This window comes from Leifsonia sp. NPDC056824 (genome assembly GCF_042789575.1).
Classification (GTDB): Bacteria; Actinomycetota; Actinomycetes; order Actinomycetales; family Microbacteriaceae; genus Leifsonia.
The window spans coordinates 199,171-226,166 of the sequence record NZ_JBHUAV010000004.1; the positions used below are offsets into that span (position 1 = coordinate 199,171).

The following is a 26,996-nucleotide window of genomic DNA, read 5'->3' on the forward strand; positions in this document are numbered from 1 at the left end:
CGGCTACGCCTCCAGCGCCTCCTCGAGCAGGTTGATGATGGCGTCGAGCTGCACCGAGTCGGTCGAGCCGATCTCCACGTCGCTGCCGTCGAGCGCGCGGGCCGCGAGGCCCTGCTTGGAGTCGATCAGCTCCGCGATCTTGGAGTCGATGGTCTGCGCGGCGATGATCCGCCACGCCGTGACCGGCTCGTCCTGGCCGATGCGGTGCACGCGGTCGATCGCCTGCGTCTGCTCGGCGGCCGTCCAGGACAGCTCGGCGAGCACGACGTTCGACGCGGCCTGCAGGTTGAGCCCGACACCCGCCGCGGTGAGCGAGCAGACAGCGACCGCGACCTCCGGGTCGTTGTTGAAGGCGTCGATCTCCTTCTGCCGGGCGAGCGCGGTCTGGTCGCCGCGGATGGAGATGGTCTTCAGGTCGCGGGCGGCGAAGGCCTCCTCCGCCGCGTCCATGACGTCGATGTGCTTGGCGAAGAACACCACCTTGCCGACCGAGCGGGCGAGCTGCGCGGTGTAGTCGGAGGCCAGCCCGGCCTTCGCCTGGCCGATCTTCCTGACCATCGTGAAGACGTTGTCGCCGGTCTTGGCCGACTTCGCCTCCTCCAGCTCGGACTGCGCGACCAGCCGGATGAGGTGCTTGCGGTGCGCCTCGTCGTCGCCGTCGAACGAGTCGGGACGGCCCGCGGCGGCGGCACGGTTGAACTTGGCGACCAGCCGCGCGGCCAGCTCTTTCTCGGCCTGCATGATCGAGCGGCCGAGGTCGCCGTCCAGCTCCACCGGCAGGTCGACCACGCGCCGGCTCGGGAGGTCGGCGGCCACATCCACCTTGCGGCGGCGGACGATGCCCAGGTCGATGACCGACTCGCGCGCGGCGGCGTAGAAGCCGAAGTCGGCCGGGGTGAGGCCGGTCTCCTCCAGGCTCTCCATCAGCTCGGCGGTCGGCTTGTTGCCGTCGATCCAGCCGAGGAACTGCCAGATCGCCTTGAAGTCGTCGATGTCGTTGATCAGCGGCGTTCCGGTGAGCGCGATGAGCAGCGGGTCCGCCGCCTTCTCGCGGATCGCCTCGGCCAGGCCGAGCACGAGCCGGGAACGCTGCGAGTGCAGGTTCTTGATGAAGTGCGCCTCGTCGACGACCATGCCCTGGAAGCCGAGCGTGCGCAGCCAGGACAGGTGCCGGTCGAGCACCTCGTAGTTGACGATGACGACGTCGGCGAAGGCGTCGAGGCCCTGGCCGTCGCCGTGGATGACGGTGGCGCGGCGGTGCGGCGTCCAGCGCTCGACCTCGCGCGCCCAGTTCATCTTGACCACGTTCGGGACGACCGCGAGCAGCGGGAAGGCGCCGGCGACGGACGCGCCGAGCACCGACTGGGCGGTCTTGCCGAGTCCGGGCTCGTCGGCGAGCAGGAAGCGGCGGTGGCCCTGGCGCACGCTCTCGATGAAGCGCGACTGGTGGTGCATGAGCTCCAGCCCCTGCGGGGAGTAGCGGTCGATCTTCGGGGCGGGCGGGAGCTCCATGCTCGCGGCCTGGCCTCCGGCGCCGTACTCGAACGACTTGAAGAGCGGGCCGAGCAGCTCCCACGAGTCGAGGCGGCGGCGCGGCGCGGGGGCGGCGGCGGCGCTCTTGCTGAAGTCGGGGGCGAGGAACGGGTTGGAGAGCTGGCGAGCCTTGACCGAGGCGGGCACGACCTGCTTCTCGGCGAGCTCCGGCGGGATGATGCTCTCCGGCGCGATCACCCGCTCGGTGGTGATGATGAGATCGTCGGGGCTGAGCTCCGTGCCGGACTCCAGCAGCCAGTCGCGCCGGATCTTCTGCGCCGTCGCCGTGGGCGGGGCCGCGCTCTCCAGCAGCGCGATGAGCGAGGTGTCGCGGGCCGCGGTCTTCGCCAGGATGGTGGCGATGCCGTCGAGCCGCTTGAGCTGCTCCGCGCGTGCGGCGTCGCTCAGCTCCGTGTCGGCCTTGGCGCGGGCGCGCTCCTCGCGCATGAGGAACGCGATGACCTGGAACTTGGTGCGGTTCGTCGGGCCGAGCTTCTTGCCGTCGGCGGCCTTCGCCTCCACCTCGCGCACCTTGCGCGCGAGGACGGGGATGAGCCCGTCGTTGTTGGCGTGGCGGTTGCGGCGCTGCTGCTGCTGCGGCCGCGACGAGGCGCGCTGAGACGCGCCTTGGCCCGACATGCGCTGTTGCGACGTGCGCTGACCCGAACGAGACATGGTCCTCCAGTGGAGGCGCCGCGCGCTGACAGCGGACGCGACGCCGTTATGGCGTGAGGGCCGGCGCGGCGGCGGGGAACGGAACCGAGTGGTCCGACCGAGCATCGCAGAACGCCGGGCGCACGGCGCAGAACTGCCGTGCAACCGTCATTTTACCGTATCTCGACGGATCAGCGGCGTGTGTCGGCCGGAATCTTGATCAGAAGCCCAGCGGAGACGAAGACGGCGGCCGCCGCGAGGCTCAGCAACGGCAGCACCGGGGTGAGTCCCGGGACCGGGAAGATCGGGTTCCAGAGCACGGCGATCGGGATCAGCCCGGCCAGCCACCACCGGCGCTTCGCCTGCCAGGAGAACACGCACAGGATGAGCGCGAGGATGCAGACCGCGTACTCCACGTAGGTGTACCAGTCCACGAACGCGAGCCCGAAGAGCAGCACCAGCGCGCCGAGGATGCCGGGCGCCAGAGCGGCGCGGTTGTAGGCGGGCGACTGCGGGGTGTATGGCACCGTCCAACTCTAAGCGACCAGGCACGGCACGACCGGCCGGGCCCCGAACGGTCCGCGCCCCTGGGACGAGACCTCATCCCCGGGGCGCGGACGGCTGCTGGTGCCGGTCGTTCAGAGTGTGCCCCTGCGGAACAGGAACGCGCACGGCGGCGCGTCCGATCCCACACGGACGATGACGGCGGAGTTGCGGGCGAGGGCGACGAACGGCTCGAGGTCGAGCCGGCTCATCGGGATGCGGCGCAGTTCCGCGTCCGAAGCGATGCCGTTGACGGCGAAGGCGACGTCGGGGACTTCGTATGGCTCTCCTGCGAGGTCGAGGAACACGATGGGCGACGGGTCTGCGGTGTCGAGCGGGAACACGCTGAGGATGGCCTCGGCGGCCGCTTCGGTGGTGACGTCCTCCCCGAGGAGGACGACGGGCGCGGTGAGTGCTTCTTCGGGATAGCCGCTGCCGACAAGGGTAAGCGTGTCGCCATCGTGCATGGCGTCGAGAGCGCTCAAGAGCGCACCGGACAGCAGCGGGCTGAGGTTCTTCAGCAAAGTCGGGCCTTTCCTGTAAAACGAATATTTCTCAACCCCTGTTGGGAGGATAGACCCGGCGGTATGTCCTCTCACACCCCCCCGTTAGGGGGTGCACTCCGGCTTCCGCATACCTCGCCGGGGTATCCGCTTTCCGCGGTATCCTTGGTCCCGTGATCGCAGACATCAAGAAGAGGGCGCTGCACCGCACGCGCATCCTCGAGGGGCAGCTGCGCGGCCTCGAGAAGATGATCGAGAACGAGGACTACTGCGTCGATATCATCACCCAATCGCTCGCCATCCAGAAGTCCCTCGGCTCGCTCAACAAGCTGCTCGTCGAGAACCACCTGAAGACGCACATCACCACGATGTTCGAGGAGGGCGGGGACCAGCGCGACGACGCCATCCTCGAGCTCCTGAAGGTGTACGAGCTCTCCAACAACCGGGGCTGACGTGGCGGATCCCATCGAGATCGTCCGCGGCGACATCACCGAGCAGGCCGTGGACGCGGTCGTCAACGCCGCCAACAGCTCGCTCCTCGGCGGAGGCGGCGTCGACGGCGCCATCCACCGCCGCGGCGGCCCCGCCATCCTCGCCGCCTGCCGCGAGCTGCGCGCCACCGCCCTGCCCGACGGCCTGCCGACGGGTCACTCCGTCGCGACGACCGCGGGAGACCTCCCTGCGCAGTGGGTCATCCACACGGTCGGCCCGGTCTGGGCGCAGCACGAGGACCGCACCCCCGACCTGCAGAACGCCTACCGGTCGTCGCTGCGGGTCGCCCGCGAGCTCGGCGCCGCGACGGTCGCCTTCCCGGCCGTGTCCGCCGGCGTCTACGGCTGGCCGATGGACGACGCGGCGCGGATCGCGGTCAGCACCGTGCGCGCCGTGCTGTCCTCCGGCGTCGGCTCGGTCGAACTGGTGCGCTTCGTGCTGTTCAACGACGACGCGCTGGCGGCGTTCCGCACGGCGGCCGGCGAGTGAGCGACGCCGCCCACCTCGGCGACGCTGCCGTCGAGCGGTTCCGCACGCTCTTGCGCATACCGACCATGTCCCGCAACCCGGTCGAGGAGACCGACTGGGCGGCGTTCGACGCGTTCGTCGCGGCGCTGCCGGAGCTGTACCCGCGCCTGCACGCGGTGCTCGAACGCGAGCAGCTCGGCCACTCGCTGCTCTACCGCTGGCGCGGCGCGGGCGACGGCGCCCCCACCGTCCTGATGGCGCACTACGACGTCGTCCCCGCCACCGACGAGGGCTGGGAGCACCCGCCCTTCGGCGCGGAGCTCACCGGATCCGGCGACGACCGCGTGCTGTGGAGCCGCGGGACGCTGGACGACAAAGGCGCGCTCGTCGCCATCCTGGAGGCGGTGGAGGCCCTGGTCGCCGCCGGCCACACCCCGGCGGCGGACGTGTACCTCAGCTTCGGCCACGACGAGGAGACGGTCGGCTCCGGCGCGCAGGCCATCGTCGCCGCCCTCGCCGAGCGCGGCGTGCGGCCGGCCCTGGTGCTGGACGAAGGCGGCGCCGTCGTGGAGGGCGTCTTCCCCGGCGTGACCAAGCCCATCGCCGTCGTCGGGGTCAGCGAGAAGGGCATCACGAGCGTGCGGCTGACGGTCGAGCAGCTCGGCGGCCACGCCTCCACCCCGCCGAAGCTGACGGCGACCGTGCGGCTCGCGCGCGCGATCACCCGGCTGAACGCCAGGCCGTTCCCCGCGCGCCTCACCGAGACGAACCTCCAGATGGTGGAGACGCTCGGCGCGCACGCGACCGGCCCGCTCCGCGCGGTGTTCACACGCGCCAGGCGGCTGAAGCCGGCCCTGGTGCCGGTGCTCGGCCGGCTGAGCGACGAGACGCGCGCGATGGTCCGCACGACGACCGCGGTCACGCAGCTCAGCGGCAGCCTCGCCGCGAACGCGCTGCCGGAGACCGCGACGGCGGTGCTCAACGTGCGCATCGCGGTCGGGTCGAGCGTCGCCGAGACCGTCGCCCACCTCCGCCGCGCCATCCACGACCCGCTCGTGCGCATCGAGACGATCGACCCTGCGGAGCCGTCCCCGGTGTCCCCCACCTCCGGCAAGGAGTGGGAGGCGGTGGCCGGCAGCATCGCGGCCGTGCACCCGGATGCGGTGGTGACGCCGTACATCATGCTCGCCGCGAGCGACGGCCGGCACTTCACCGCGATCAGCGACGCCGTCTACCGGTTCACGCCGTTCGAGATGAGCGCGGAGGAGCGCGGAACGCTGCACGCCAGGAACGAGCGCATCCACGTCGCGACCTGGCTGCGGGGCATCCGGTTCTACGAAGCGGTGCTGCGGGGAAGGTAGCCGGCGGCCCTACACCGCCCCGCCCAGATCCGGCAACTGGATCGCCCGGCTGTTCGGCGGCAGCTGCCGCGCCCGCTCCAACCCGGGCACCAGCTCCCCCAGCCACGCCCGGTAGCCCTCCGCGTTGAGGTGGAGGCGGTCGTCCGTGTACGCCGGGTTCAGCTCGCCGTCCTCCAGCGCCATCGCCGGCCAGAGGTCGAGCCAGGCGGCGTGGACGGTCGGGGCGAACTGCCACAGGTGACGGTTGATGTCGCGGATCTGGTCGGCGAACTCGTGGCCGCGCGGCATCACCGACTGCACCAGGATGCGCACCTCCGGCAGCTCCTTGCGGAGCGTGACCAGGATGGTCTCCACGTTGCGGACGACGTGCTCGACCGACCGGCGCCAGGCGAGGTCGTTGGTCCCGATGAGGAGCGCGACGAGCGCGGGGCCGGCCTCCACCACGTCGTTCAGGCGGGCGACCACGTCATCGGAGGTGTCGCCCGCGACGCCGAGGTTGACGATCTCCTCGCCGGGCATCCAGGACTCCCAGTCGCCGCCCTGGGTCAGGCTGTCGCCGACCAGGACGAGAGTGCCGTGCCCAGATCCCCACCCGTCGCTCATCCTCCCATCCTCCCTCACAAGGAGGGAGGCGGGAAGAGCGCCGCTAAAGGAGCGACTTGGTGTGCCAGACCGTCTTCGTCTCGGTGAAGAACGCGATCCGGTCGAGCGACGGCGCGGCGGCGTCGGGCCCGTTCTCCGGGGCGAGGACGCGCTTGAGCGTGTCCGCCGCGGCGATCTGCAGGTCCACCCACTCCAGCGCTCCCGCGCCGACCAGGTCGAGCGCGTTGACGTCGGCGTGCGAGGCCAGCCACGGGGCGATCTCCGCCGGCGAGCCGGTGAGGATGTTGACCACGCCGCCGGGCACGTCGCTCGTCGCGAGCACCTCGCTCAGGCTGATGGCCGACAGCGGGAACCGCTCGCTCGCCACGACGACGACCGTGTTGCCGGCGACCAGGGCGGGGGCGATGGCGCTGACGAAGCCGAGCAGACTGGAGTCCTGCGGGGCCACGATCGCGACCACACCGGTCGGCTCCGGCACCGAGATGTTGAAGTACGGGCCGGCGACCGGGTTGGCGTTGCCCGCCACCTGGACGAACTTGTCGGCCCAGCCGGCGTACCAGACCCAGCGGTCGATCGCCTCGTCCACCTGCGCGCCGGCGACGGCGGCGGAGACGCCCTCGGCGTGCTGGATCTCGTCCACGAACTGGGCCCGGCGGCCCTCCATCAGCTCGGCGATCCGGTAGAGCACCTGGCCGCGGTTGTACGCGGTCGCGCCGGCCCAGCCGGAGACCGCGCCGCGCGCGGCGACGACGGCGTCGCGGGCGTCCTTGCGGGAGGCCTTGGCGGCGTTCGCCAGGAACCCGCCCTTCGCGGAGACGACCTCGTACGTGCGGCCGGACTCGGAGCGCGGGAACTTCCCGCCGATGTAGAGCTTGTAGGTCTTCGGCACGGCCAGGCGGCTCATTTCGTCGCTCCCTTGCGGGTCGTGGTGCGGGTGGAGGTACGCGATGCGGTGACCGCCGAACGCGCGCTAGGCAGGGACCGCGAGGCGGGCGCCGACCGGCCGGGCACCAGGTAGGCGCCGAGGCCGTTCCTGCCGCCCTCGCGGCCGTAACCGGACTCCTTGTAGCCGCCGAACGGGCTGGCCGGGTCGAACCGGTTGAAGGTGTTCGCCCAGATCACGCCGGCGCGGAGCTGGTCGGCGACGGCCAGGATGCGGCTGCCCTTGTCCGTCCAGATGCCCGCGGAGAGGCCGTACGGCGTGTTGTTCGCCTTGGCGATGGCCTCGGCCGGGGTGCGGAAGGTGAGCACCGACAGCACCGGCCCGAAGATCTCCTCGCGGGCGATCCGGTGGCTGGTCGACACGTTGTCGAAGATGGTCGGCGCGAACCAGAAGCCGTTCTCCGGGATGGCGCACTCGGCCGTCCAGCGGTCGGCGCCCTCGGCCTCCCCGATGTCGGAGAGCTCGCGGATGCGCTGGAGCTGCTCGGCGCTGTTGATCGCTCCGATGTCGGTGTTCTTGTCGAGCGGGTCGCCGAGGCGCAGCGTCGAGAGGCGGCGCTTCAGACGGTCCACGACCTCGTCGTGCACGCTCTCCTGCACCAGCAGGCGGCTGCCCGCGCAGCAGACGTGGCCCTGGTTGAAGAAGATGCCGTTGACGATGCCCTCGATGGCCTGGTCGATCGGCGCGTCGTCGAAGACGATGTTCGCGGCCTTGCCGCCGAGCTCCAGTGTCAGCTTCTTGTCGGTGCCGGCCACCGAGCGCGCGATCTCGCGACCGACGGCGGTGGAGCCGGTGAAGGCCACCTTGTTGACGTCCGGGTGCGCGACCAGCTCGCGGCCGGTCTCCCCGGCGCCGGTGACGATGTTGACGACGCCGGCCGGGAGGTCGGCCTGCTGCACGATCTCGGCGAACAGCAGCGCGGTCAGCGGGGTCGTCTCCGCGGGCTTGAGGACGACCGTGTTGCCCGCCGCGAGGGCCGGGGCGATCTTCCACGCCAGCATGAGCAGCGGGAAGTTCCACGGGATGACCTGGGCGGCGACGCCGAGCGCCCGGGGCGCGGGGCCGAGGCCGGCGTGCTCCAGCTTGTCGGCCCAGCCGGCGTAGTAGAAGAACCAGGCGGCGACCAGGGGCACGTCGACGTCGCGGCTCTCCTTGATCGGCTTGCCGTTGTCGAGGCTCTCGGCGACGGCCAGCTCGCGGGCGCGCTCCTGGATGAGGCGGGCGATGCGGAAGAGGTACTTGCCGCGGTCGCTGCCGCTCATCCGGGACCAGACCCGGTCGTAGGCGCGGCGCGCGGCGACGACGGCGCGGTCGACGTCGGCGGAGTCCGCGGTCGCGATGGTCGCGATGCGCTCCTCCGTCGCCGGGGAGATGGTCTGGAACGGCGTTCCGTGCCCGTCGACGAACTCGCCGTCGATGAAGAGCCCGTACTGGTCGCGCAGGTTGAGGATCGCGCGCGACTCGGGGGCCGGGGCGTACTCGAGGAAGCTCATGGTGTTGTCGTCCCGTCTCAGTCGATCGTCACGTAGTCGGCGCCGGAGTAGTGCCCGGTGCTCAGCTTCTGGCGCTGCAGCAGCACGTCGTTGAGGAGGCTGGAGGCGCCGAACCGGAACAGGTGCGGCTGCAGCCAGCGCTCGCCGACGGTCTCGGCGACCGTCACGAGGTACTTGATGGCGTCCTTCGACGAGCGGATGCCGCCCGCCGGCTTCACGCCGATCTCCTCGCCGGTCAGGTTGTGCCAGTCGCGCACGACCTCCAGCATCAGCAGCGTCACCGGGAGGGTCGCGGCGGGCGACACCTTGCCGGTGGAGGTCTTGATGAAGTCCGCGCCGGCGAGGATGCTCAGCCAGGACGCGCGCCGCACGTTGTCGTAGGTGTTCAGCTCGCCGGTCTCCAGGATGACCTTGAGGTGGGCGTAGCTGCCGTCGTCGCGGCGGCAGGCCTCCTTGACGGCCACGATCTCGTCGAACACGAGGCCGTAGCGGCCGGAGAGGAACGCTCCGCGGTCGATGACCATGTCGATCTCGTCCGCGCCGGCCGCGACCGCGTCGGCGGTGTCGGCGAGCTTGACGGCGAGGGAGGCCCGGCCGCTCGGGAACGCCGTGGCGACGGCGGCGACGTTGATGCCGCCGGTCTGCCCGGTCTCGCGGAGCACACGGCCGGCGTGGGCGGCGCCGAGCGCCTGCACCGCGTAGGGGACCATGTCGCCGTACACGCACACCGCGGCGGGCCGCGGGGCGGTCAGGTCGCTCGGGTCGGGCGTGAGCGCCTTGGCGACGAGCGAGCGCACCTTGCCGGGCGTGTCGGCGCCCTCGAGCGTGGTCAGGTCGATCAGTTCGATGATCTTGTCGAGCGCCCAGGCCTTGCTGGTGGTCTTGATGGAGCGGGTGCCGAGGCCGGCAGCGCGCTGCTCCAGTCCGACGGCGTCCACGCCGGGGATGCCGCCGAGGTAGCGCCGGAGCGAGCCCTCGGTGAGGTCGCCGCCCAGCACCTCGACGGCGCGGGCCGCCGGCGCGAGCGTGCGCACGGGCGGTGTCGTTTCGATGGTCATGACGTCTGCTTTCTCATGTTCGGCGCGCGGCCGAGGAGGTCGTTGGCGGTCGACTCGTCGGTGATCAGGACGGTGCACAGCCCGCTGGCGACGACGGCGTGGGCGATGCCGTGCTTGGCCTCCCCCGCGATGACGGCGATGGAGGTGCCCGCGTTGCGCAGCTCGTCGAGGGTGAGGCCGAGCGTGCGGCTGTCCAGTTCGGGGTCGGCGACCTGGCCCTCGTCGTCGATGAAGCGGCCGACGACGTCGCCGACCGCGCCCTTCGCGGCCAGCGCGAGCACGTCCTCCGACGACAGGTAGCCGGAGTCGACGTGCACCGAGCTGGTGTCGACCACGCCGGCGCTGAACAGGTACGCGTTCGCGCCGCGCGCGAGCTCCAGCACGGACTGCACGGACCGGTCGGCCTCGATCGCGCGGCGGGTGGCCGCGTGCTCGAAGATCGCCGGGCTCGGCAGCAGCGTCGCGGTGCCCTGGGCCTTGCGGGCCATCACGACCGCGGTGTCCGCGGCGGCGGTGGCCTGCCGGGTGCTGGACACGCTGCCGTTGATCTGGACGGGGTTCACGCCGACCGCCCAGCCCGGGCGCAGCCGCGCGGCGACGGCGTGCAGGGTGCGGCCCCAGCTCACCCCGAGGGTGCGCGGGACCGGGCGCAGGGTCGTGAGGTAGTCGGCCGCGGCCTGGGCAACGCGGGCCTGGGAGTCGGAGTCGGACTCCGCGGAGGGCACGACGACCGCGTCCTCCAGTCCGTAGAAGCCGCACAGCTCGCGCTCCAGCGAGAACTTCCTGGCGCTCGGGTGCACGATCTCGATGCGCACGAAGCCGTGCTCGCGCGCCGCCACCAGGAGCCGGCCGACCTTCCACCGGGAGACGTTGAGGGCGACGCCGATCTCGTCCTGGGTCTTGCCGGCTTCGTAGTACAGCTCTGCGGCTTTGACGGCGAGGATCTCGTCGGTATCGTTCAGGGCCACGCGTCCATGTTAGGACGGGGTGCAACGGTTGCGCGTTGATTGCTCAAATGAGCGGGTGCAGTTTCGTTTATCGTTGGGTCGTGTCTGCCACTCCCCTCGCACTCGCCGTCGACTTCGGCGGAACCAAGGTCGAAGCCGCCCTCGTGGACGCGGACGGCGTCCTCCTCCCCGGCTCCCGCCACCGCCTCCCGACCGGCCGCACGGCGACGGTCGCCGACCTGGAGGCCTCGGTCGGCGGTGTCGTGCGCGACACGCTCGCCGCGCTGCCGGAAGGCGCGACCGTCGTCGGCGTCGGCATCGGTTGCGCCGGCCCGATCGACCGCAAGCGCGGCCTGGTCTCGCCTCTGAACGTGCCGGACTGGCGCGACTACCCGCTCCGCGACTTCATCGCCTCCGTGGTGGCCTCCGCCGGACTCGACGTGCCGGTGACGCTGGAGATGGACGGGGTCGCGATCACGATGGCCGAGCACTGGGTGGGCGCTGCCCAGGGCGTCGACAACGTCATGGGCATGGTCATCTCGACCGGCATCGGCGGCGGCCTCATCGTCGACGGCCGGGTCATCACCGGCCCGACCGGCAACGCCGGGCACATCGGGCACGTCGAGGTCGGCGACACCCGGGGCGAGGACACCTTCGGCGCGCCGTACGCGCTCGAGGCCATCGCCTCCGGCCCGCACACCGTCGCCTGGGCACGCCGCCAGGGCTTCACCGGAGAGACGGGCGAGGAGCTCGCCGCAGCGTACACGGCGGGCGACGAGATCGCCGTCGCCGCGATCACCCGCACCGGCCGCGCCGTCGGCCACGCCATCGCCTCCGCGACGGCGCTGCTCGACCTGGAGCTGGTCGCGATCGGCGGCGGCTTCTCGCACTCCACCCCCGACCTCTTCACGCACATGCGCGCGGTGATCGAGGCGCACTACTTCCCGTTCGTGCGCAAGGTGCGGATCGTCCCGAGCGCCCTCTCGTCGGAGGGACCGCTGATCGGGGCTGCCGCGCTCATCCACCGCAGCGCGATGCTTCCGGCGAACCCGCGCGCCTAGAGTGCGTTGCTGAGGATTGCGATCCATGGACATCGAGACCCTGCAGCGCGACGTCGAGACGGTATCCGCGTACTACGCCGAGCGCCACGACATCGTTCGCACCGATGACTGGTTCATGTTGAAGCTCAATGAAGAGGTCGGGGAGCTGACCCAGGCATTTCTCGCGCGGTCAGGGCAGTCGCGCGACAAGGGACGTTCTCCGGACGAGCTCGATGGTGACTTCCGGGCGGAGCTGGCCGATGTTCTCGCACACGCCCTCCTGCTCGCCGAGCGATTCGACGTCGACCTCAGCGCGGAGGTCGAGCGCAAGTGGCTCGTGTGGAAACCATCCCGCTGATCGCCGCAGCACGCCTCAGCGGTCTTCGAGCGGCACCGGCCGCGCCACGACGGCGCCTGCCGCCGCGGCAGCCAGCGCGGTCGCCGTGAGGACCACGAGCGGCACGGTCCAGCCGCCCGTCGTCTGGTGCAGGATGCCGACCACCAGCGGGCCGAGCGCGCCGAGGGTGTAGCCGAGGCCCTGCGTGAACCCGCTCAGCGCGACCGAGCCGGCGTGGGTGCGTGTGCGCACGTTGATCAGCACCAGGCTCAGCGGGAACAGCAGCGGGCCGAGGCCGGCGAACGCCACCCACAGCCAGGTCGCCGTCGCCGGGGCGAACACCAGCCCGGCGTAGCCCGCGATGAAGAACGCGACGCCGGCGTAGATCAGCAGCGAGACGTTCTTCATCCGGGCGGCGAGCAGCGGGACCAGCAGACCGGCCGGGATGCCCATCCCTGCGTAGATCGACAGCAGCGCGCCCGCCTCCGCCGGCGGCGTCCCCGCGACGTCGTGCACGAGCTGCGGCAGCCACGCGAACATCGCGTACGCGTTGAGGCTTGACACCGCGAACACCACCGCCATCGCCCAGGCCAGCCCGGAGCGCCAGATCCGGCGGGTCATCGAATGGTCGGACCCTTCGACCTCCACGTCGTGCGCGGGATGCGCCGGACGATGGGTGATGAGGATGCGCAGCCACGGCACGATCGCCAGCACGCTGACCAGCGCCCACATCCCGACCGAGACGTGCCAGCCTGCCGCGTCCGCCACCGGCACGGCGACCAGCGGCGGCAGCAGCGTGCTGACCGACATCACGGTCGCGTAGAGCGCCGTCACCAGGCCGATCCGGTCGGGGAAGTAGCGCTTCACCAACGGCGGCAGCAGCACGTTGCCGACGCCCATCCCCGCGAACGTGACCGCCGACCCGACCGCGAGCATGACGAACGACCCGGCCGTCGCGCGCAGGAGGTGCCCGGCCAGCATCACACCGAGCGCGATCAGCAGCACCGCCTCCAGCGACACCCGCCGGGTGAACGTCGGCGCGAGGAGCCCGAACAATGCGAAGCAGACCGGCGGCAACATGCCGAGCAGGCCCACGCCGACGCTCGAGACCGGGAACTCGACCCGGATCTCCGCGAAGATCGGCGACAGAGCGGCGACCGCCGTGCGCAGGTTCGCGGCGACCAGCAGGATGCCGAGCAGCGCGACCGCCCGGCCGTGCCAGAGCGGGCGCGGCGCCGCGGCTGGCGAGGCGGTGTCCTGCGCGGCCTCGCTCACGCGGGCTCGACCGTCAGGATGCGGCGGGCCTGCTCCACGTCGGCAGCGATCTGCGCGATCAGCGGCTCGATCCCGGCGTACGCGACCATGCCGCGGATGCGCTCGGAGAACGCCACGTCGACCGTGTGACCGTAGAGGTCGAGCTCGCGGTCGAGCACGTACGCCTCCACCTGCTTCTGCGGCACGCCCTCGAAGGTCGGGTTGTTGCCGACCGAGATGGCGGCGGGATACCGGGTGCCGTCGTCGTCGGTCAGCCAGCCGGCGTAGACGCCGTCCGCCGGGATGAGGCCCTCCGACTCCGGCGACAGGTTCGCGGTCGGGAAGCCGAGCTCGCGTCCGCGCGCAGCGCCGTGCACGACGATCCCGCGCACGGTCGGGACGGTGCCGAGCAGCTCGGCCGCGTGACCGACGTCGCCGGCGGCCAGCAGCTCCCGGATCCAGGTGGAGGACACCCGGCGGCCGTGCTCGGGCCGCACGTCGTCGATCAGCTCGACGGTGAAGCCGTGGCGCTCCCCCAGCTCGCGCAGCAGCGTCACGTCGCCGGCCCCGCGCGCGCCGAATCGGAAGTCGCTGCCGATCAGCACGGCGGCGGCGTGCAGCCGGTCGACCAGGATGTGGCGGACGAACTCCTCGGGGGGCAGGTCCGCGAGCGCGCGGTCGAAGGCGACCATGAGCGTCGCGTCGATCCCGGTCTCGGCCAGCAGCTCCAGCTTCTGCCGGTTGCTCACCAGCGACGCGGGGCACTTGTCCGGGGCGAGCAGCTCCAGCGGGTTGCGGTCGAAGGTGATGACTGCCGACGTCAGCCCGCGCTCGGCTGCGACCACGCGCAGCCGCTCGATCACCGCGCGATGGCCGGTGTGCACGCCGTCGAACTTGCCGATGGTGACCGCACTCGGCCCGAAGCCGTCCGGGATCTCCGCGACCGACCCGAACACCCTCATGAACGCGCCCCGTCGACCGGCTTGTGCTTCGACAAGTAGAGCAGACCCAGGATCGGCAGGGCCAGCGGGATGAACAGGTAGCCCATGCCGTACACGGACCATACGGTCGCGTCGCGCCCGAACGGGTCGATGTCGTGGAGGCCGAGCGTCGCCGGCGCGAACAGGCTGAGCGTCCCGATCACGAGCACGCCCACCAGCTCGAAGGTGATCGTGATCCACGCCACCCGGTACCAGACCCGCCCGGGCGCGACGAGCGCGATGGTCGCGACGATGTAGACGGCGGCCGAGAGCGCGGACAGCGTGAAGGCGACCGGCGCCTCGTGGAAGCGGTCGATGATCTGGAAGACGCTGCGGCCGGTCGCGGCGAGCGCCAGCACGCCGTAGACGAACACGAGGACGCGGCCGATGCCGGTGATGCGGCGCTTCGGCGACTCGTCACCGCTCTGCTCACGGGCGGACATGGTGTGGTGGGACATCGTAACGATTCTATTCGCGCGCGCCGACGCCGCTCACGCCCCCTGAACGAACCAGATCTGCCCCATCCGGTACACCATCACCGCGATCGCGAGGCAGACCCCGCCCAGGATGACGGTGCTCCACCGGTTGCGCTCGATCAGCGCCCAGAAGCCGCCGGCGAGCGGCAGCAGCAGTGCCGAGATCAGGTAGATGTAGAACTCGGCGAGGCTGCCGGTGGGCGGGTTGCCCACCAGCGGCGCCACGATCGCCATCACGAGCTGCACGATCAGCAGCAGCTCCACCAGCGCGACGGCGCCCATCGTGAGGTCGCCTGGAACACGCCCGGCGAACCCGAGCACCAGGCAGAGCACGCCGCCGATCACGGCGACGCCGACCTGCAGCGCCACGAACCATTCGATCATGCGGAGGCGATCTCGTCGGTCGGGAAGTTCACGAGGGTCCTGGCTTCCTTTCCGCGGAACTCGATGAGCCCCACGAGGTGGCCACCGGGGGCGATGGCCGCGACGGGTTCGCCTCCCTGCCCCTCCCGATCGGCGATGTGGATGCGCCGGCCGTGCGTCAGGTCGATCGCCTGCTGCTCGGTCAGCTCGAGCGTCTCGAAGAGGTCGGAGGCGGCTCGCGCGGCGGGGATGAGGGCGGCCTCGGCATCGAGCGTATCGAGTTCGCCGGCCTCCCGCACGTCGAACGGGCCCACCCGCGTGCGGCGCAGCGCCGTGAGGTGGCCGCCGACGCCGAGGCCCGCGCCGAGGTCGCGGGCGAGCGACCGGATGTAGGTGCCGGAGGAGCACACCACGCGTACGTCGAGCTCGATCGCGACGGGCGCAGCCGCCTCGGGCAGCCGCCGGGCCGCCAGCAGCTCGAACTCCGCGATGGTCACCGCGCGCGGCTGGAGGACGACCTCCTCGCCGGCCCGCACCCGCGCGTAGGCGCGCTTGCCGTCCACCTTGATCGCGCTCACCGAGCTCGGGACCTGCTCGATCTCGCCGGTCAGCGCCCGGATGCCGCGGGCGATGTCGTCGTCGGACACGGCGGCGACCGCGGCCGGGTCGGCCTCCGCGGTCACGTCGCCCTCCGCGTCGTCGGTCGTCGTGGTCGCGCCGAGTCGAATGGTCGCCAGATACTCCTTGTCGGCGCCGACGATGTAGGTCAGCAGCCGCGTGGACGAGTTGACGCCCAGGATGAGCAACCCCGTCGCCATCGGGTCGAGCGTCCCGGCGTGGCCCACCTTGCGGGTGCCGGCCAGGCGGCGCACGCGCGCGACGACGTCATGGCTCGTCCAGCCTCCGGGCTTGTCGACCAGGATCAGACCGCTGCCGGTCATGCGCTCTCGCCGGCGACGTCGAGGACCAGCTGCAGCTTGGTGCGGAAGGTGGACTCGATGATCTCGGTGGCGCAGACGTCCTTGCCGTACTCGGCGGGCAGCTTGAGCCCGAGCAGCGTGTTCAGCAGCATGCCCTCGGCCAGGAAGGTGCGCGCCTCGTCGGGCGAGAAGCCGACCTGGTCGCGGACCAGCTTGTAGATCGCGAGGAAGCCCTCGCGGGCCCGCCCTCCGATGACGGCGTCGTTGCCCATCCCGAACGCCTGCATGAGCGAGAGCAGGATGCCGCGGTCCTCGATGAGGTTCACGTACGCCAGCCCGAGGCGGCGGCCGATCTCGTGGTGCTCGCCGCCCGCGCCGTCCTCCCCCAGGGGCGAGCCGTCGGCCCGCCACTCGTCGATCGTGGCCTGGAAGCTCGCCATCAGCTTGTCGAGGGCGCGCTGCAGGACCTCGACGAAGAGGTTCTCCTTGCTGCCGAACATCCGGACGACGTAGGGCTGGCTGATCCCGGCCGCCTTGGCGATCTGGTCCGTGGTCGCACCGAAGTAGCCGCGCTCCCCGAACACGAGGCTCGCCGCGCCGAGGATCTGCTCGCGCCGCGCGGCCGACGGTATCCGTTCACTGATCGCCGAAGTCATGCTTGACAGGTTATCAGTCGATTACTAAAGTGCGTTGTAATCATTCGATTACTAACAATCCAGGAAGCGACCATGACCTCATCCCGTCCCGGCGCAGCCCGCCGGATCCCCGTCTGGCTCGCGATCGTCGCGGCCTCCCTCCCGATGTTCATGGCGACCCTCGACAACCTGGTCGTCACCAGCGCCCTGCCCGTGATCGCCCGCGACCTCAGCGCCTCCATCGAGCAGCTGCAGTGGGTCGTCAACGCCTACACGCTCAGCTTCGCGACGCTCATGCTGATGGCCGTCGGGATGGGCGACCGGCTCGGCCGCCGCTCGGTGTTCCTCGGCGGCATCATCGTCTTCACGCTCGCCAGCGCCGCCAGCGCCCTCGCGACCGAGCCGTGGATGCTGATCGCCGCCCGCGCGGTGCAGGGCGCCGGAGCCGCGGCCCTGCTGCCGCTCTCGCTGACGCTGCTGGCCGGCAGCGTCAGCCAGAAGCTGCGCCCCGCCGCCATCGGCATCTGGGGAGGCATCTCCGGCCTCGGCGTCGCACTCGGCCCGCTGATCGGCGGCGCCGTCGTGCAGGGCTGGAACTGGCAGGCAATCTTCTGGCTGAACGTCCCGCTCGGCGTCATCGCCGTCCCGCTCGTGCTGCTCGCCCTCCCGAACAGCTTCGGCGACCGCGTGCGCGCGGACATCGTCGGGCTGCTGCTCGCCGCGCCCGGTGTGCTCGGGCTCGTCTACGGCATCGTCCGCGGCAACGACGCGGGCTGGGACAGCGCCGAGGTGCTGTTCGCGCTCATCGCCGGCGGCGCGCTGCTGGTCGCGTTCGTGCTCTGGGAGTCGCGCACCTCCGCTCCCCTGCTGCCGCTGCGGCTGTTCCGCGACCGCAGCTTCACCGTCGCGAACCTGGTCGGCATGACCTTCAGCTTCGGGATCTTCGGGGCGATCTTCATCCTCATCCAGTTCCTCCAGGTCGTGCAGGGGCACACCCCGCTGGAGGCCGGCGTCATGACGATGCCGTGGACGCTGGCGCCGATGGTCGTCGCTCCGCTCACCGGGCTGGTGTCCGGCCGCACGGGCACCCGCCTCCCGATCGGCGTCGGGCTGGTGTTCCTCGCCGTGGCCATGGCGTGGATCGCCGGAACGCTCTCCGCGACGCTGCCGTACTCGGGGATGTGGCCGCCGTTCCTGCTGGCCGGCGTCGGGATGGGGCTGGTGTTCGCGCCGAGCTCGACCGCGGTGCTGGCGAACATGCGGACGGCCGACCACGCCAAGGCCTCCGGGACGAACTCCACGCTGCGGGAGATCGGCGTCGCCCTCGGCGTCGCGGTGCTGACCGCGGTGTTCACCGGCGCGGGCGGCACGCTCACCCCGACCGGCTACGTGAGCGCGGCCATCCCGGCCGTCTGGGTCGGCGCCGGGGCGCTGGCGCTGGCCGCGGTGATCTCGCTCGCGCTGCCCAGCCGCCGCCGCGCGGCGGAGCTCGCCGCAGCCGCGCACACCGACGCTCCGGAAGCAGCCGACCTCACCCCCGTCCTCGTCGACTAGAAACGATCGAAGGGCACGTAAACGCCCCTAAAACCGCGTTTTAGGGGCGTTTACGTGCCCTTCGGCGTTCGACGCTTGGGCGCAGCCTAGGCTGGGGAGGTGCGAATCGGGGTAGTGGGAGCGGGAGCGATCGGCGGCACGATCGCGGCGCTGCTCGACCGGGTCGGCCACCTCGTGGAGGTCACGGCGCGCGGCGAGCAGCTCGCGGCGATCCGCGCCGACGGCCTCCGGCTCGACGGCGGCTGGGGCGTCCACACCGCGCGGGTCGCCGCCGCCGAACGGCTCCAGACCCGGCCCGAGCTGGTGTTCGTCTGCACCAAGGCGCAGGACGCCGAAGCCGCCATCCGCGACAACGCCGCTCTCCTCGACGGCATCACGGTCGTGGTCGTGCAGAACGGCCTCGCCGGCCTCCGCGTCGCGACCGAGCTGCTCCCTGGTTCGGACTGCGTCGGCGCGCTCGCGCTCTACGCCGCCAGCTACCTCTCCCCCGGTCGCATCACCGTCACCACGACCGCGAACACCTACCTCGGCGCCGGCGACGGCGAGCCGCCGGCGAGTGCAGTGGAGGCCGCCCGCATCCTCGACGCCGCCATGCCCAGCTTCGCGGTCGAGAACTTCACCGGCTGCCAGTGGACCAAGCTCATGGTCAACCAGGTCAACGCCATGCCCGCGATCACCGGGCTCAGCACTCAGGAGACCCTCGGCAGCCGCGAACTGCGCCCGATCATCACCGCGAGCCTCCAGGAGGCCGTCCGCGTCGGCATCGCGCGCGGCGTGCGCTTCGGCAGCATCCAGGGCCTGGACGACCGCATCCTGCGCTTCGTCGCGCGCTCCCCGCGCTGGCTGGCTCAGGTCGTCCCGCTGCTGATGCGGCGCAGGATGGGAGCCACACCCAACCCCGGCTCCACGCTGCAGAGCATCCGGCGCGGCCAGCTCAGCGAGATCGACTACCTGAACGGCGCGGTCGTCGCCGAGGCACGCGCGAGCGGGCAGGAGGCGCCTGTCAACGCGGCGCTGACCGGCCTGGTGCACGAGGTGGAGGCCGCGAAGGCGTTCATCGCGCCGGCCGACGTCGCGCGCCGGCTCGCCCCGCTGCTGGGCCGCTAGGCCCGCTCGGCACGAGGCACGCGCACCGGAGCGGACGGGTCCGAGTCGTCGACGAGGAAGGTCGCGAAGTCCCCCGGCCGCGCGTCCTCCTCGTAGACGGCCCGCTGTGGCGTGTTCACCAGCAGGATCGACGCGTTCCACTCCCGCCGCAGCTCCGGTCGCAGCAGGAACTCGCCGTCGACCACGAGCACGGCGTCCGGCCCTGCCGTCTCCCACCGGGCGACGACCGGCGCGTCCCGCACCTCGTCGAACGCCCTGGTCTGGAACCCGGTGCTGCCCGCCATCCGGAACGGGTCGAGCAGCACCCGCTGAAGCGTCGAGTAGTCGAACGCGTCCCGATAGAAGCGCTCCGGCGTCTCCGGTCCGAACAGGGTGCGCTCGAAACGCGGCCGGTGGAAGTCGCCGACCGACGCACGGTGCGTGTCCACCCCGGACTCCCGGAACACCACCGCGAGGTCGTCCGCGAAGCCCGAGGTGCCGCCACCGCCGTCCACCGCGACCACCACCCGGCCGCCCGGCGTGAGCGCGCGCACCTCCGCCACGATCTCGCGGAGGACGAGGACCCGCGGCGTCGGTGGCAGCATCATGGGACGAGCATATGCCGCCGCACCGGGTAGCCTCGATGCATGCCAGACGCGTACAGACAGGGCGCGTTCGCCATGGCGGTCGTGGACTGGTACCACGACAACCGCCGCGACCTCCCCTGGCGCCGCGACGGCTTCACCGCGTGGGGCACGCTGGTCAGCGAGTTCATGCTGCAGCAGACGCCGGTGGCGCGCGTCATCCCGCGGCTCGAGGAGTGGCTGACCCGGTGGCCGACGCCGGCCGACCTGGCCGCCGTCCCGCCCGGCGAGGCCGTGCGCGCCTGGCAGTCGCTCGGCTACCCGCGCCGCGCGCTCTGGCTGCACGCCGCGGCCGTCGCGATCACCGAGCGCCACGGCGGCGTCGTGCCGGACGACGTGGAGGCGCTGCTCGCGCTGCCGGGGATCGGCGACTACACCGCGCGCGCCGTCGCGGTGTTCGCGTACGGGGCGCGCCATCCCGTCGTCGACACCAACGTGCGCCGCGTCATCGCGCGCGCCGTCGACGGCCAGGGCGAGCCCGCCCCGCCGAGCGCCCGGCGCGACCTCGCCGCCATGACCGCGCTGCTCCCCGACGACCGCCCGGCGGCCGCTGCCTTCAACGCCGGGATGATGGAGCTCGGCGCGATCGTGTGCGTCGCCCGCTCGCCACGCTGCGACGCCTGCCCGCTGGCGGCGACCTGCGCGTGGCGCGCGGCGGGCTATCCCGCCTACGCCGGCCCGCGCAAAGCGGTTCAGAAGGCGTACGATGGCAGCGACCGGCAGGTGCGCGGCCGCATCCTCGCCGAGTTGCGCGGCTCGCACATCCCGGTCACCGTCGCCGAGCTGGAGGACGTCTGGCCCGACGCCGAGCAGCGCGACCGCGCCCTCCGCGGGCTTCTCGCCGACGGCCTCGCGGTCGCGGAGGGCGACGGCTACACGCTGCCCTGACCCACATGCTGCACTGAGACGGGGCGCTCAGCTCTCCGCGAAGACCACCGGATTCCAGTCCAGTATCCGCGACCGGTACACCAGCCCCTCGGTGAAGAACGGGTCGCCGTCGCGGAACCGCTCTGCGGCCTCCCGCGACCGGAACACCGCCATCGAGCCCTGCGTGCCGGGGTCGCCGAACGTGCCGATCATCAGCACGTCCCCGGTCTCCGCGGCGAACGCGTCCAGGTAGGCCTTGTGGCGCGGGTAGGCCTCGACGACGCGCTGGAACCGCTCAGGGGTGGTGTCGGGGTCTGGGTCGTAGAACGAGACGGCGTACATGGTCTCAGCGTACGAAAGTCTCGGCGAACGACGCCAGCAGCTTGCGGCGCATCGCCGTCGCACGCGGGCGCTCCCGCAGGTCGCGCAGCTCCGCCCAGCCCGGCCAGGCGATCAGGTCGCGGCCGTCGACGGCGCGCGTGCGCTCGATCACCTCGTCGGGGACGTCCTGCGGGTCCGCGGAGGTCAGCCCGGCCAAGAGGTCGTCGTAACGGTCGCCCAGCACCGTCGAAGCGGGGTCGACGGACAGCACGAGCACGACGCCGGTCGGGAAGGTGTTCACCGGCACGACGATCAGGTCCGGCCGCTCGGTGCGCAGCAGCTCCACGACCTTGTAGACGTCGCCCGCCCAGGAGTCCGTGTAGCGGTCGCGGGCGGCCTCGTGGACCGTCCGTGGCATCATGTCGTCCAGCACCACGACGCTCAGCGGGCCGCAGAGCTTTTCCACATTGATGAAGTCGCGGTAGGCGAACTCGGCCCAGTGCATCCCGTCGACGAACGCCAGGTCCAGCGGGGTGCCGGCCAGGTGGTCCTGCGCCTGCGTCGACGCGAAGAAATCGTCGCTGGTCTCGCGGGCGAGCAGCAGGTCGGACCGCAGCGGGCTGACGATGTGGAAGGCCGGATCGACGCCGATCGTCTTGGTGCGCGAGAGGGTGAGCGATCGGCCGTCGTCCACACCGATCTCCAGGTACGCACGCGGCTGGAGCACCTCGTGCAGACCGGTCAGGAACTCGTGCCGCGTCAGCGTGGGCTCGGGGAAGCGCGAGGCGTCGAACGGGTAGATGCGGTAGCCGTTGGGCGCGAGCGGGTACTCCGACTCGGGGGCGGTCTCGGCCGGGGCTGAGGCCGGCACGGGGGCCGGCCGCTCCGTGGGGGCGATCCAGGAGGCCAGCGACGCCCGCGCCTTCGCCTCCCCGTCCACGAGCCTGTCGACCCGTTCCGAACCGATGACGGGCGCGAGCCCCTTGCGCACGATGTTCCTGACAGTCACACCCGCCACCCTACCTGGGCCGGGCGACCGGCTCCGCGCGTGTGCCGGTCAGTCCTCGTCCTCGTCCTCGTCCTCGCGCGGCTTCACGTACGGGTCCTCGTCGCCGGCGTAGCTGGCGCCGGTGGCGAGCCCCGCCACCTCGGTGTCGTGGTCGCGGGCCTGGCGCAGCAGGTCCTCGATGTGGGCGGCGTTCTCCGGGATGGCGTCGAGCTGGAACGCCAGTGTCGGCGTCAGCCGCGCGGTGATGTTCTTGCCCACCTCGCTGCGGAGCATGCCGGTCGCCGCCTGCAGAGCCGCCGCGGTGTCCGCGCGCTCCTGGTCGGTGCCGTACACCGTGTAGAACACGGTGGCGTGCTGGAGGTCGCCGGTCACCTGCACGTCGGTGATGGTCACGAAGCCGAGCCGAGGGTCGCGCAGGCCGCGATCCAGCCGCTTGGCGATGATGACCTGGATTCTGTCGGCGAGCTTCCTCGCGCGTGCCGGGTCGGCCATGTGGTTCTCCTTGGATGTTCGGTGCGGAAGCCGAAGGCCCGGCGGTCTCCCGCCGGGCCTCACAGGCTACCGATTCACGCGCGGGGCTTCTCCCGCATCTCGGTGGTCTCGATCTCGTCGCCGATCTGGATGTCGTTGTACTTGCCGAGACCGATACCGGCCTCGAAGTCCGTACGGACCTCCGTGACGTCGTCCTTGAACCGGCGCAGCGACTCGATGGCGAGGTTGTCCCCCACCACGACGCCGTCGCGGATGACGCGCGCCTTGGCGTTGCGCGTGATCGTTCCGGACCGGACGATGACACCGGCGATGTTGCCGAACTTGGAGGAGCGGAACACCTCGCGGATCTCGGCCACACCGGACTGGATCTCCTCGAACTCGGGCTTGAGCATGCCCTTGAGCGAGTTCTCGATGTCCTCGATGGCGTTGTAGATGACCGAGTAGAAGCGGACATCCACACCCTCGCGGGCCGCACGCTCGCGCGCCTTCACGTCCGGGCGGACGTTGAAGCCGATCACGATCGCGTTGTCGATGGTCGCCAGGTCGATGTCCGACTCGGTGATCGCGCCGACGCCGCGGTGCAGGATGCGGAGGCTGACCGAGTCGTCGACCTCGATCTTCATGAGCGACTCCTCCAGCGCCTCCACGGCACCGGACACGTCGCCCTTGATGATGAGGTTGAGCGCCTCGACCTTGCCCTCTTCCAGAGCACGGGTGAAGTCCTCGAGCGAGATGCGCTTGCGGGCCTTCGCCAGCTGCGCGTTGCGCTCTGCGGCCTCGCGCTTCTCGGCGATCTGCCGGGCGGTGCGGTCCTCCTCGGTGACGATGAAGGTGTCGCCGGCGCGCGGGACGCTGGAGAGACCCTGCACCTGGACCGGGCGGGACGGCGCGGCCTCGAAGACGGGGTCGCCGTTCTCGTCGGCCATCGCACGGACGCGGCCGTAAGCCGTGCCCGCGACGATCGCATCGCCGACGCGCAGCGTTCCGGACTGGATGAGCACGGTCGCCACGGCGCCGCGGCCCTTGTCGAGCTTCGCCTCGATGGCGACACCGCGCGCGTCCTTGTTCGGGTTGGCGCGGAGGTCGAGCCCGGCGTCGGCGGTCAGCAGGACCGCGTCGAGCAGGGCGTCGATGCCGATGTTGTTGCGGGCCGACACGTCGACGAACATGACGTCGCCGCCGTACTCCTCGGCGACCAGACCGAACTCGGTGAGCTGCTGGCGCACCTTGGCCGGGTTGGCGTCCGGCTTGTCGATCTTGTTGACCGCGACCACGATCGGCACGTTGGCCGCCTGGGCATGGTTCAGCGCCTCGATCGTCTGCGGCATGATGCCGTCGTCCGCCGCGACCACGAGGATCGCGATGTCCGTCACCTGCGCACCACGGGCACGCATGGCGGTGAACGCCTCGTGACCAGGGGTGTCGATGAAGGTGATGGCGCGCTCGATCTCATCGTGCTCGGTCCACACCTGGTACGCACCGATGTGCTGGGTGATGCCGCCGGCCTCGCCCGCGACGACGTTCGCGTTGCGGATGGCGTCGAGGAGGCGCGTCTTACCGTGGTCGACGTGACCCATGACGGTGACGACCGGGGGCCGGATCTCGAGGTCCTCGTCGGACTCGCCCTCCAGCTCGGCGTCGAGGTCGATGTCGAAGCCCTCGAGGAGCTCGCGGTCCTCGTCCTCCGGGGAGACGACCTGGATCTTGTAGCCCAGCTCCTCGCCGAGGATGGCGAAGGTCGCCTCGTCGAGCGACTCGGTCGCGGTCGCCATCTCGCCCAGGTGGAAGAGGACGGTGACCAGCGACGCGGGGTTCGCGTCGATCTTGTCGGCGAAGTCCGAGATGGAGGAGCCGCGGCGCAGGCGCACAACGGTGCCGCCGTCGCCACGGGGAACGCTCACGCCGCCCAGCGACGGAGCTTCCCTCATCTCGAATTCCTGGCGCTTCGCGCGCTTCGACTTGCGGGCCTTGGACTTGCCGCCGCCACGACCGAACGCGCCGGCCGTGCCGCCGCCCGGTCCACGACCGCGGCCACCGCCGCCGCCCGCCGGACGCGGGGCGCCGAAGCCGCCGCCCGGGGCGCCGCCGGGACGCTGGAAGCCGCCGCCGCCCGCGCCGCCACCTGCGCCACCCGGGCGCTGCTGGAAGCCGGGACGTCCACCGCCGCCGCCGCCCGGGCGCTGGCCGGGACGGTTGCCGCCGCCGCCACCCTGGCCGGGCGCGCCGATGCGCGGCGAGCCGGGACGCGGCGGAGCCGGACGCGGGATGTTGCCGGGGCTCGGGTTCGGGCGCGAGCCCATGCCCTGCGAGCTGGAGAACGGGTTGTTCCCCGGACGCGGGGTGCTGGGCCGCTGGCCCATGCCCTGGTTGGACGAGAACGGGTTGTTGCCCGGACGCGCGTTGCCCGGACGCGGGATGCTGCCGGAGCCCGGGGCGGACCCGGTGCTGGGGCGCGGCGAGGCCGGCTTGTCGGCGGCGGCCGCGCCGGACGCGGCCGGAGCCTCCTGGGCTGCCTTCTCAGCGGCAGCCTTGTCGGCGGCGGCCTTCTCGGCAGCGGCCTTCTCGGCCGCGGCCTTCTCGGCCGCGGCCTGACGCTCGGCGACGGACAGCGGCGCCTGCGGCTTGGGTCCTGCGGCCTCGCTGGACGCCGGCGGGCGCGGCGCTGCGGGGCGCGGAGCGGCCTCCGTCTTGGGCGCCGACGCCTTGTCGGCGGTGAAGCCTTCAGCCTCCAGGGCGGCGCGCAGCTTGCGGGCTACCGGGGGCTCGATGCTCGAGGACGGTCCCTTGACGAACTCGCCCATCTCCTTGAGTTTCGCGAGCGCGACTTTACTGTCGACGCCGAGCTCGCTCGCGACCTCGTGTACGCGTGGTTTTGCAGCCACAATTCTCCTGTCTGGGGCCCACCCCGGACAGGGCAGGCGTTAGTAGTGGACGGCACTCATTTCGAGCCGCTCATTTGTTGTCACTCATGTGAAGTCACTGCTTCTTCAGCCTGTTCTCTCAATGCCACCCGGGGTCGCAGTGCGGCCCGGATGGCCGTCGGGTCGAGGGCCTCCTGCACCTTCAGCGCCCGCCCGAAGGCCCTGCGCTGGAGTGCGAGATCGAGACACTCGTCGACCGGATGCAGCCACGCGCCCCGTCCGGGGAGAGTGGCGGACGGGTCCGCCACGACTTCCGAATTCCGGAGGACGACCCTCAGAAGAGAGGATCGGGGAGCGCGAGAACGGCATCCGACGCACGTTCTGACGGCTTCCATCTTACCCCTCACGCATCCCTGCGCCGAATCCCGCCAACGGACGCCCTCCCCCTCAACGCCCCCCGAGCACCGCACATTCCCAAATCGAGGGGCACGTCGTTGTCACTTTTCACACTCGAAAGTGACAACAACGTGCCCTTCGGCAGTTTTTACTTCTCGTCCAGGATGGAGTCGGGCTGGATGTCGATCTTCGCGCCGGTGAGCTTCGCGGCGAGTCGGGCGTTCTGGCCCTCCTTGCCGATCGCGAGCGAGAGCTGGTAGTCGGGCACGAGCGCACGCACGGCCTTGAGCGACTCGTCGATCACGAACGCGCTGGTCACCTTGGCCGGTGAGAGCGCGCTCGACACGAACGTCGCGAGGTCGGGCGAGTAGTCGACGATGTCGATCTTCTCGTTGTTCAGCTCCGCCGTGACCGCGCGCACGCGCTGCCCCAGCTCGCCGATGCAGGCGCCCTTGGCGTTCACGCCTTGCACGGTCGCGCGCACCGCGATCTTGGTGCGGTGGCCGGCCTCCCTCGCGAGCGAGACGATTTCCACGATTCCGCTGGCGATCTCCGGCACCTCCAGCGCGAACAGCTTGCGGACGAGCGCCGGGTGCGTGCGCGAGACCGTGATCGACGGGCCCTTGGGGCCCTTCGCCACGCTCGTGACGTAGACGCGGATGCGCGAGCCGTGCGTGTACTCCTCGCCCGGCACCTGCTCCTCGGGGGGCAGGATGGCCTCCACGCTGCCCAGGTCGATGTGCACCATGCGCGGGTTCGGCCCCTGCTGGATGATGCCGGCGACGATGTCGCCCTCCCGGCCGCGGAACTCGCCGAGCACGGCGTCGTCCGCGATGTCGCGCAGCCGCTGGTTGATCACCTGCTTGGCGGCGAACGCCGCGATGCGGCCGAAGTCGCTCGGGCTGTCCTCGGCCTCGCCGATGATGTTGCCCTCGTCGTCGTGCTCCGGGACGTAGACGGTGACATGCCCCGTCTTGCGGTCCAGGTGGACCCGCGCGGCGGGCGGCTGGTCGCTGTGCCCGTGCCGGTGGTCGGCCTGGTTGGTGTGCTTCAGATACGCGGTCAGGATGGCCTGCTCGATGATCTGCACCAGCTCATCGAAGGGAATCTCCTTCTCGCGCTCCATGAGACGCAAGACGCTGAGGTCGATGTCCATGCCGGCC

At 71.3% G+C, this 26,996-nt stretch carries 29 protein-coding genes; 8 read left to right on the forward strand and 21 right to left on the reverse strand.

What is annotated here, in order from left to right; translation table 11 throughout:
• Positions 1-3 precede the first annotated feature (3 nt).
• The 3 genes from ACFRFH_RS16240 to ACFRFH_RS16250 all read right to left on the reverse strand — a co-directional run bounded on the left by ACFRFH_RS16240 (position 4) and on the right by ACFRFH_RS16250 (position 3,254).
• A complete protein-coding gene (locus tag ACFRFH_RS16240; RefSeq protein ID WP_382464026.1) occupies positions 4-2,208 on the reverse strand; it encodes a DEAD/DEAH box helicase in 2,205 nt (734 codons plus the stop codon).
• A gap of 170 nt (positions 2,209-2,378) precedes the next feature.
• Positions 2,379-2,714: a DUF6804 family protein gene (locus tag ACFRFH_RS16245; protein ID WP_382464027.1), complete on the reverse strand. Its 336-nt coding sequence runs from the start codon at positions 2,712-2,714 to the stop codon at positions 2,379-2,381.
• 111 nt (positions 2,715-2,825) lie between these two features.
• Positions 2,826-3,254, reverse strand: coding sequence for an RbsD/FucU domain-containing protein (locus tag ACFRFH_RS16250; RefSeq protein ID WP_382464028.1), 429 nt, complete (start codon positions 3,252-3,254; stop codon positions 2,826-2,828).
• A 152-nt stretch (positions 3,255-3,406) separates the two neighbouring features.
• On the opposite strand from ACFRFH_RS16250, the gene ACFRFH_RS16255 reads away from it, so the two are divergent.
• From ACFRFH_RS16255 to ACFRFH_RS16265, 3 genes are all read left to right on the forward strand, one after another.
• Positions 3,407-3,685, forward strand: a complete 279-nt coding sequence (locus ACFRFH_RS16255) for a metal-sensitive transcriptional regulator (protein WP_382464029.1) — start codon at positions 3,407-3,409, stop codon at positions 3,683-3,685.
• Position 3,686: 1 nt separating this feature from the next.
• Positions 3,687-4,214 (forward strand): O-acetyl-ADP-ribose deacetylase, encoded by a 528-nt coding sequence (locus tag ACFRFH_RS16260; protein WP_382464030.1) that lies wholly within the window; start codon positions 3,687-3,689, stop codon positions 4,212-4,214.
• 65 nt (positions 4,215-4,279) lie between these two features.
• Positions 4,280-5,554 carry a M20/M25/M40 family metallo-hydrolase gene (locus tag ACFRFH_RS16265; protein ID WP_382464179.1) on the forward strand — a complete coding sequence of 425 codons (1,275 nt, stop codon included), beginning with the start codon at positions 4,280-4,282 and terminating at the stop codon, positions 5,552-5,554.
• 9 nt (positions 5,555-5,563) lie between these two features.
• Here the strand turns inward: ACFRFH_RS16265 and ACFRFH_RS16270 are convergent, their stop codons facing one another.
• The 5 genes from ACFRFH_RS16270 to ACFRFH_RS16290 are packed head-to-tail and all read right to left on the reverse strand — an operon-like array spanning position 5,564 to position 10,619.
• A complete protein-coding gene (locus ACFRFH_RS16270; protein WP_382464031.1) occupies positions 5,564-6,157 on the reverse strand; it encodes an SGNH/GDSL hydrolase family protein in 594 nt (197 codons plus the stop codon).
• Between the two features lie 43 nt (positions 6,158-6,200).
• Positions 6,201-7,061: an aldehyde dehydrogenase family protein gene (locus ACFRFH_RS16275; RefSeq protein ID WP_382464032.1), complete on the reverse strand. Its 861-nt coding sequence runs from the start codon at positions 7,059-7,061 to the stop codon at positions 6,201-6,203.
• Positions 7,058-8,593, reverse strand: a complete 1,536-nt coding sequence (locus tag ACFRFH_RS16280) for an aldehyde dehydrogenase family protein (protein ID WP_382464033.1) — start codon at positions 8,591-8,593, stop codon at positions 7,058-7,060. The genes ACFRFH_RS16275 and ACFRFH_RS16280 overlap by 4 nt, the downstream gene beginning before the upstream one ends.
• A gap of 17 nt (positions 8,594-8,610) precedes the next feature.
• Complete coding sequence (gene deoC, locus ACFRFH_RS16285; RefSeq protein ID WP_382464034.1) at positions 8,611-9,651, reverse strand: deoxyribose-phosphate aldolase; 1,041 nt, start codon at positions 9,649-9,651, stop codon at positions 8,611-8,613.
• Complete coding sequence (locus ACFRFH_RS16290) at positions 9,648-10,619, reverse strand: sugar-binding transcriptional regulator (protein ID WP_382464035.1); 972 nt, start codon at positions 10,617-10,619, stop codon at positions 9,648-9,650. Before ACFRFH_RS16290 ends, deoC begins: the two co-directional genes overlap by 4 nt.
• An 80-nt stretch (positions 10,620-10,699) precedes the next feature.
• On the opposite strand from ACFRFH_RS16290, the gene ACFRFH_RS16295 reads away from it, so the two are divergent.
• Positions 10,700-11,659, forward strand: a complete 960-nt coding sequence (locus tag ACFRFH_RS16295; RefSeq protein ID WP_382464036.1) for an ROK family protein — start codon at positions 10,700-10,702, stop codon at positions 11,657-11,659.
• Between the two features lie 25 nt (positions 11,660-11,684).
• Positions 11,685-11,996, forward strand: a complete 312-nt coding sequence (locus ACFRFH_RS16300; protein WP_382464037.1) for a pyrophosphatase — start codon at positions 11,685-11,687, stop codon at positions 11,994-11,996.
• Between the two features lie 15 nt (positions 11,997-12,011).
• On the opposite strand, the gene ACFRFH_RS16305 is transcribed toward ACFRFH_RS16300, so the two are convergent.
• Genes ACFRFH_RS16305 through ACFRFH_RS16330 form a run of 6 tightly spaced genes read right to left on the reverse strand, consistent with a single transcriptional unit; the run spans position 12,012 to position 16,624 of the window.
• Positions 12,012-13,250, reverse strand: coding sequence for an MFS transporter (locus ACFRFH_RS16305; RefSeq protein WP_382464038.1), 1,239 nt, complete (start codon positions 13,248-13,250; stop codon positions 12,012-12,014).
• On the reverse strand, positions 13,247-14,191 hold the full coding sequence (locus ACFRFH_RS16310) for a bifunctional riboflavin kinase/FAD synthetase (protein ID WP_382464039.1): 945 nt from the start codon (positions 14,189-14,191) through the stop codon (positions 13,247-13,249). Before ACFRFH_RS16310 ends, ACFRFH_RS16305 begins: the two co-directional genes overlap by 4 nt.
• Complete coding sequence (locus tag ACFRFH_RS16315) at positions 14,188-14,667, reverse strand: hypothetical protein (protein ID WP_382464040.1); 480 nt, start codon at positions 14,665-14,667, stop codon at positions 14,188-14,190. Before ACFRFH_RS16315 ends, ACFRFH_RS16310 begins: the two co-directional genes overlap by 4 nt.
• 33 nt (positions 14,668-14,700) lie before the next feature.
• Positions 14,701-15,069 (reverse strand): hypothetical protein, encoded by a 369-nt coding sequence (locus tag ACFRFH_RS16320; protein ID WP_382464041.1) that lies wholly within the window; start codon positions 15,067-15,069, stop codon positions 14,701-14,703.
• The gene (gene truB / locus ACFRFH_RS16325; protein WP_382464042.1) at positions 15,066-15,989 is read right to left on the reverse strand and encodes a tRNA pseudouridine(55) synthase TruB; all 924 of its coding nucleotides are present in this window, start codon (positions 15,987-15,989) and stop codon (positions 15,066-15,068) included. The genes ACFRFH_RS16320 and truB overlap by 4 nt, the downstream gene beginning before the upstream one ends.
• The gene (locus ACFRFH_RS16330; protein ID WP_382464043.1) at positions 15,986-16,624 is read right to left on the reverse strand and encodes a TetR/AcrR family transcriptional regulator; all 639 of its coding nucleotides are present in this window, start codon (positions 16,622-16,624) and stop codon (positions 15,986-15,988) included. Before ACFRFH_RS16330 ends, truB begins: the two co-directional genes overlap by 4 nt.
• 72 nt (positions 16,625-16,696) lie before the next feature.
• On the opposite strand from ACFRFH_RS16330, the gene ACFRFH_RS16335 reads away from it, so the two are divergent.
• Together ACFRFH_RS16335 and ACFRFH_RS16340 are read left to right on the forward strand one after the other, a co-directional pair.
• Complete coding sequence (locus ACFRFH_RS16335) at positions 16,697-18,157, forward strand: DHA2 family efflux MFS transporter permease subunit (RefSeq protein WP_382464044.1); 1,461 nt, start codon at positions 16,697-16,699, stop codon at positions 18,155-18,157.
• A 99-nt stretch (positions 18,158-18,256) separates the two neighbouring features.
• On the forward strand, positions 18,257-19,264 hold the full coding sequence (locus ACFRFH_RS16340; RefSeq protein ID WP_382464045.1) for a ketopantoate reductase family protein: 1,008 nt from the start codon (positions 18,257-18,259) through the stop codon (positions 19,262-19,264).
• Here the strand turns inward: ACFRFH_RS16340 and ACFRFH_RS16345 are convergent.
• Complete coding sequence (locus tag ACFRFH_RS16345; RefSeq protein ID WP_382464046.1) at positions 19,261-19,851, reverse strand: hypothetical protein; 591 nt, start codon at positions 19,849-19,851, stop codon at positions 19,261-19,263. The genes ACFRFH_RS16340 and ACFRFH_RS16345 overlap by 4 nt on opposite strands.
• A gap of 39 nt (positions 19,852-19,890) precedes the next feature.
• Here ACFRFH_RS16345 and ACFRFH_RS16350 point away from each other — a divergent pair, with 39 nt between their 5' ends.
• On the forward strand, positions 19,891-20,775 hold the full coding sequence (locus ACFRFH_RS16350) for an A/G-specific adenine glycosylase (protein WP_382464047.1): 885 nt from the start codon (positions 19,891-19,893) through the stop codon (positions 20,773-20,775).
• A gap of 27 nt (positions 20,776-20,802) precedes the next feature.
• Here ACFRFH_RS16350 and ACFRFH_RS16355 read toward each other — a convergent pair whose 3' ends face one another.
• From ACFRFH_RS16355 to nusA, 6 genes are all read right to left on the reverse strand, one after another.
• Entirely contained in the window at positions 20,803-21,096 is a 294-nt protein-coding gene (locus ACFRFH_RS16355; RefSeq protein ID WP_345836433.1) for a YciI family protein, read from the reverse strand.
• 4 nt (positions 21,097-21,100) lie between these two features.
• Positions 21,101-22,084, reverse strand: a complete 984-nt coding sequence (locus ACFRFH_RS16360) for a class I SAM-dependent methyltransferase (RefSeq protein ID WP_382464048.1) — start codon at positions 22,082-22,084, stop codon at positions 21,101-21,103.
• A 48-nt stretch (positions 22,085-22,132) separates the two neighbouring features.
• Positions 22,133-22,576: a 30S ribosome-binding factor RbfA gene (gene rbfA, locus ACFRFH_RS16365; RefSeq protein ID WP_382464049.1), complete on the reverse strand. Its 444-nt coding sequence runs from the start codon at positions 22,574-22,576 to the stop codon at positions 22,133-22,135.
• Positions 22,577-22,650: 74 nt separating this feature from the next.
• Positions 22,651-25,458: a translation initiation factor IF-2 gene (gene infB / locus ACFRFH_RS16370; RefSeq protein ID WP_382464050.1), complete on the reverse strand. Its 2,808-nt coding sequence runs from the start codon at positions 25,456-25,458 to the stop codon at positions 22,651-22,653.
• Between the two features lie 80 nt (positions 25,459-25,538).
• Positions 25,539-25,832, reverse strand: coding sequence for a YlxR family protein (locus ACFRFH_RS16375; protein WP_382464051.1), 294 nt, complete (start codon positions 25,830-25,832; stop codon positions 25,539-25,541).
• Positions 25,833-25,981: 149 nt separating this feature from the next.
• Positions 25,982-26,989 carry a transcription termination factor NusA gene (nusA, locus tag ACFRFH_RS16380; RefSeq protein WP_382464052.1) on the reverse strand — a complete coding sequence of 336 codons (1,008 nt, stop codon included), beginning with the start codon at positions 26,987-26,989 and terminating at the stop codon, positions 25,982-25,984.
• Positions 26,990-26,996 lie beyond the last annotated feature (7 nt).

Coding starts and splice junctions, on each gene's coding strand:
- ACFRFH_RS16240 (WP_382464026.1), bottom strand. CDS start 2,208: ATGTCTCGTTCGGGTCAGCGCACGTCGCAACAGCGCATGTCGGGCCAA.
- ACFRFH_RS16265 (WP_382464179.1), top strand. CDS start 4,280: ATGTCCCGCAACCCGGTCGAGGAGACCGACTGGGCGGCGTTCGACGCG.
- ACFRFH_RS16270 (WP_382464031.1), bottom strand. CDS start 6,157: ATGAGCGACGGGTGGGGATCTGGGCACGGCACTCTCGTCCTGGTCGGC.
- ACFRFH_RS16275 (WP_382464032.1), bottom strand. CDS start 7,061: ATGAGCCGCCTGGCCGTGCCGAAGACCTACAAGCTCTACATCGGCGGG.
- ACFRFH_RS16280 (WP_382464033.1), bottom strand. CDS start 8,593: ATGAGCTTCCTCGAGTACGCCCCGGCCCCCGAGTCGCGCGCGATCCTC.
- deoC (WP_382464034.1), bottom strand. CDS start 9,651: ATGACCATCGAAACGACACCGCCCGTGCGCACGCTCGCGCCGGCGGCC.
- ACFRFH_RS16300 (WP_382464037.1), top strand. CDS start 11,685: ATGGACATCGAGACCCTGCAGCGCGACGTCGAGACGGTATCCGCGTAC.
- ACFRFH_RS16310 (WP_382464039.1), bottom strand. CDS start 14,191: ATGAGGGTGTTCGGGTCGGTCGCGGAGATCCCGGACGGCTTCGGGCCG.
- ACFRFH_RS16315 (WP_382464040.1), bottom strand. CDS start 14,667: ATGTCCCACCACACCATGTCCGCCCGTGAGCAGAGCGGTGACGAGTCG.
- ACFRFH_RS16320 (WP_382464041.1), bottom strand. CDS start 15,069: ATGATCGAATGGTTCGTGGCGCTGCAGGTCGGCGTCGCCGTGATCGGC.
- truB (WP_382464042.1), bottom strand. CDS start 15,989: ATGACCGGCAGCGGTCTGATCCTGGTCGACAAGCCCGGAGGCTGGACG.
- ACFRFH_RS16330 (WP_382464043.1), bottom strand. CDS start 16,624: ATGACTTCGGCGATCAGTGAACGGATACCGTCGGCCGCGCGGCGCGAG.
- ACFRFH_RS16335 (WP_382464044.1), top strand. CDS start 16,697: ATGACCTCATCCCGTCCCGGCGCAGCCCGCCGGATCCCCGTCTGGCTC.
- ACFRFH_RS16345 (WP_382464046.1), bottom strand. CDS start 19,851: ATGATGCTGCCACCGACGCCGCGGGTCCTCGTCCTCCGCGAGATCGTG.
- ACFRFH_RS16350 (WP_382464047.1), top strand. CDS start 19,891: ATGCCAGACGCGTACAGACAGGGCGCGTTCGCCATGGCGGTCGTGGAC.
- ACFRFH_RS16355 (WP_345836433.1), bottom strand. CDS start 21,096: ATGTACGCCGTCTCGTTCTACGACCCAGACCCCGACACCACCCCTGAG.
- rbfA (WP_382464049.1), bottom strand. CDS start 22,576: ATGGCCGACCCGGCACGCGCGAGGAAGCTCGCCGACAGAATCCAGGTC.
- ACFRFH_RS16375 (WP_382464051.1), bottom strand. CDS start 25,832: ATGGAAGCCGTCAGAACGTGCGTCGGATGCCGTTCTCGCGCTCCCCGA.
- nusA (WP_382464052.1), bottom strand. CDS start 26,989: ATGGACATCGACCTCAGCGTCTTGCGTCTCATGGAGCGCGAGAAGGAG.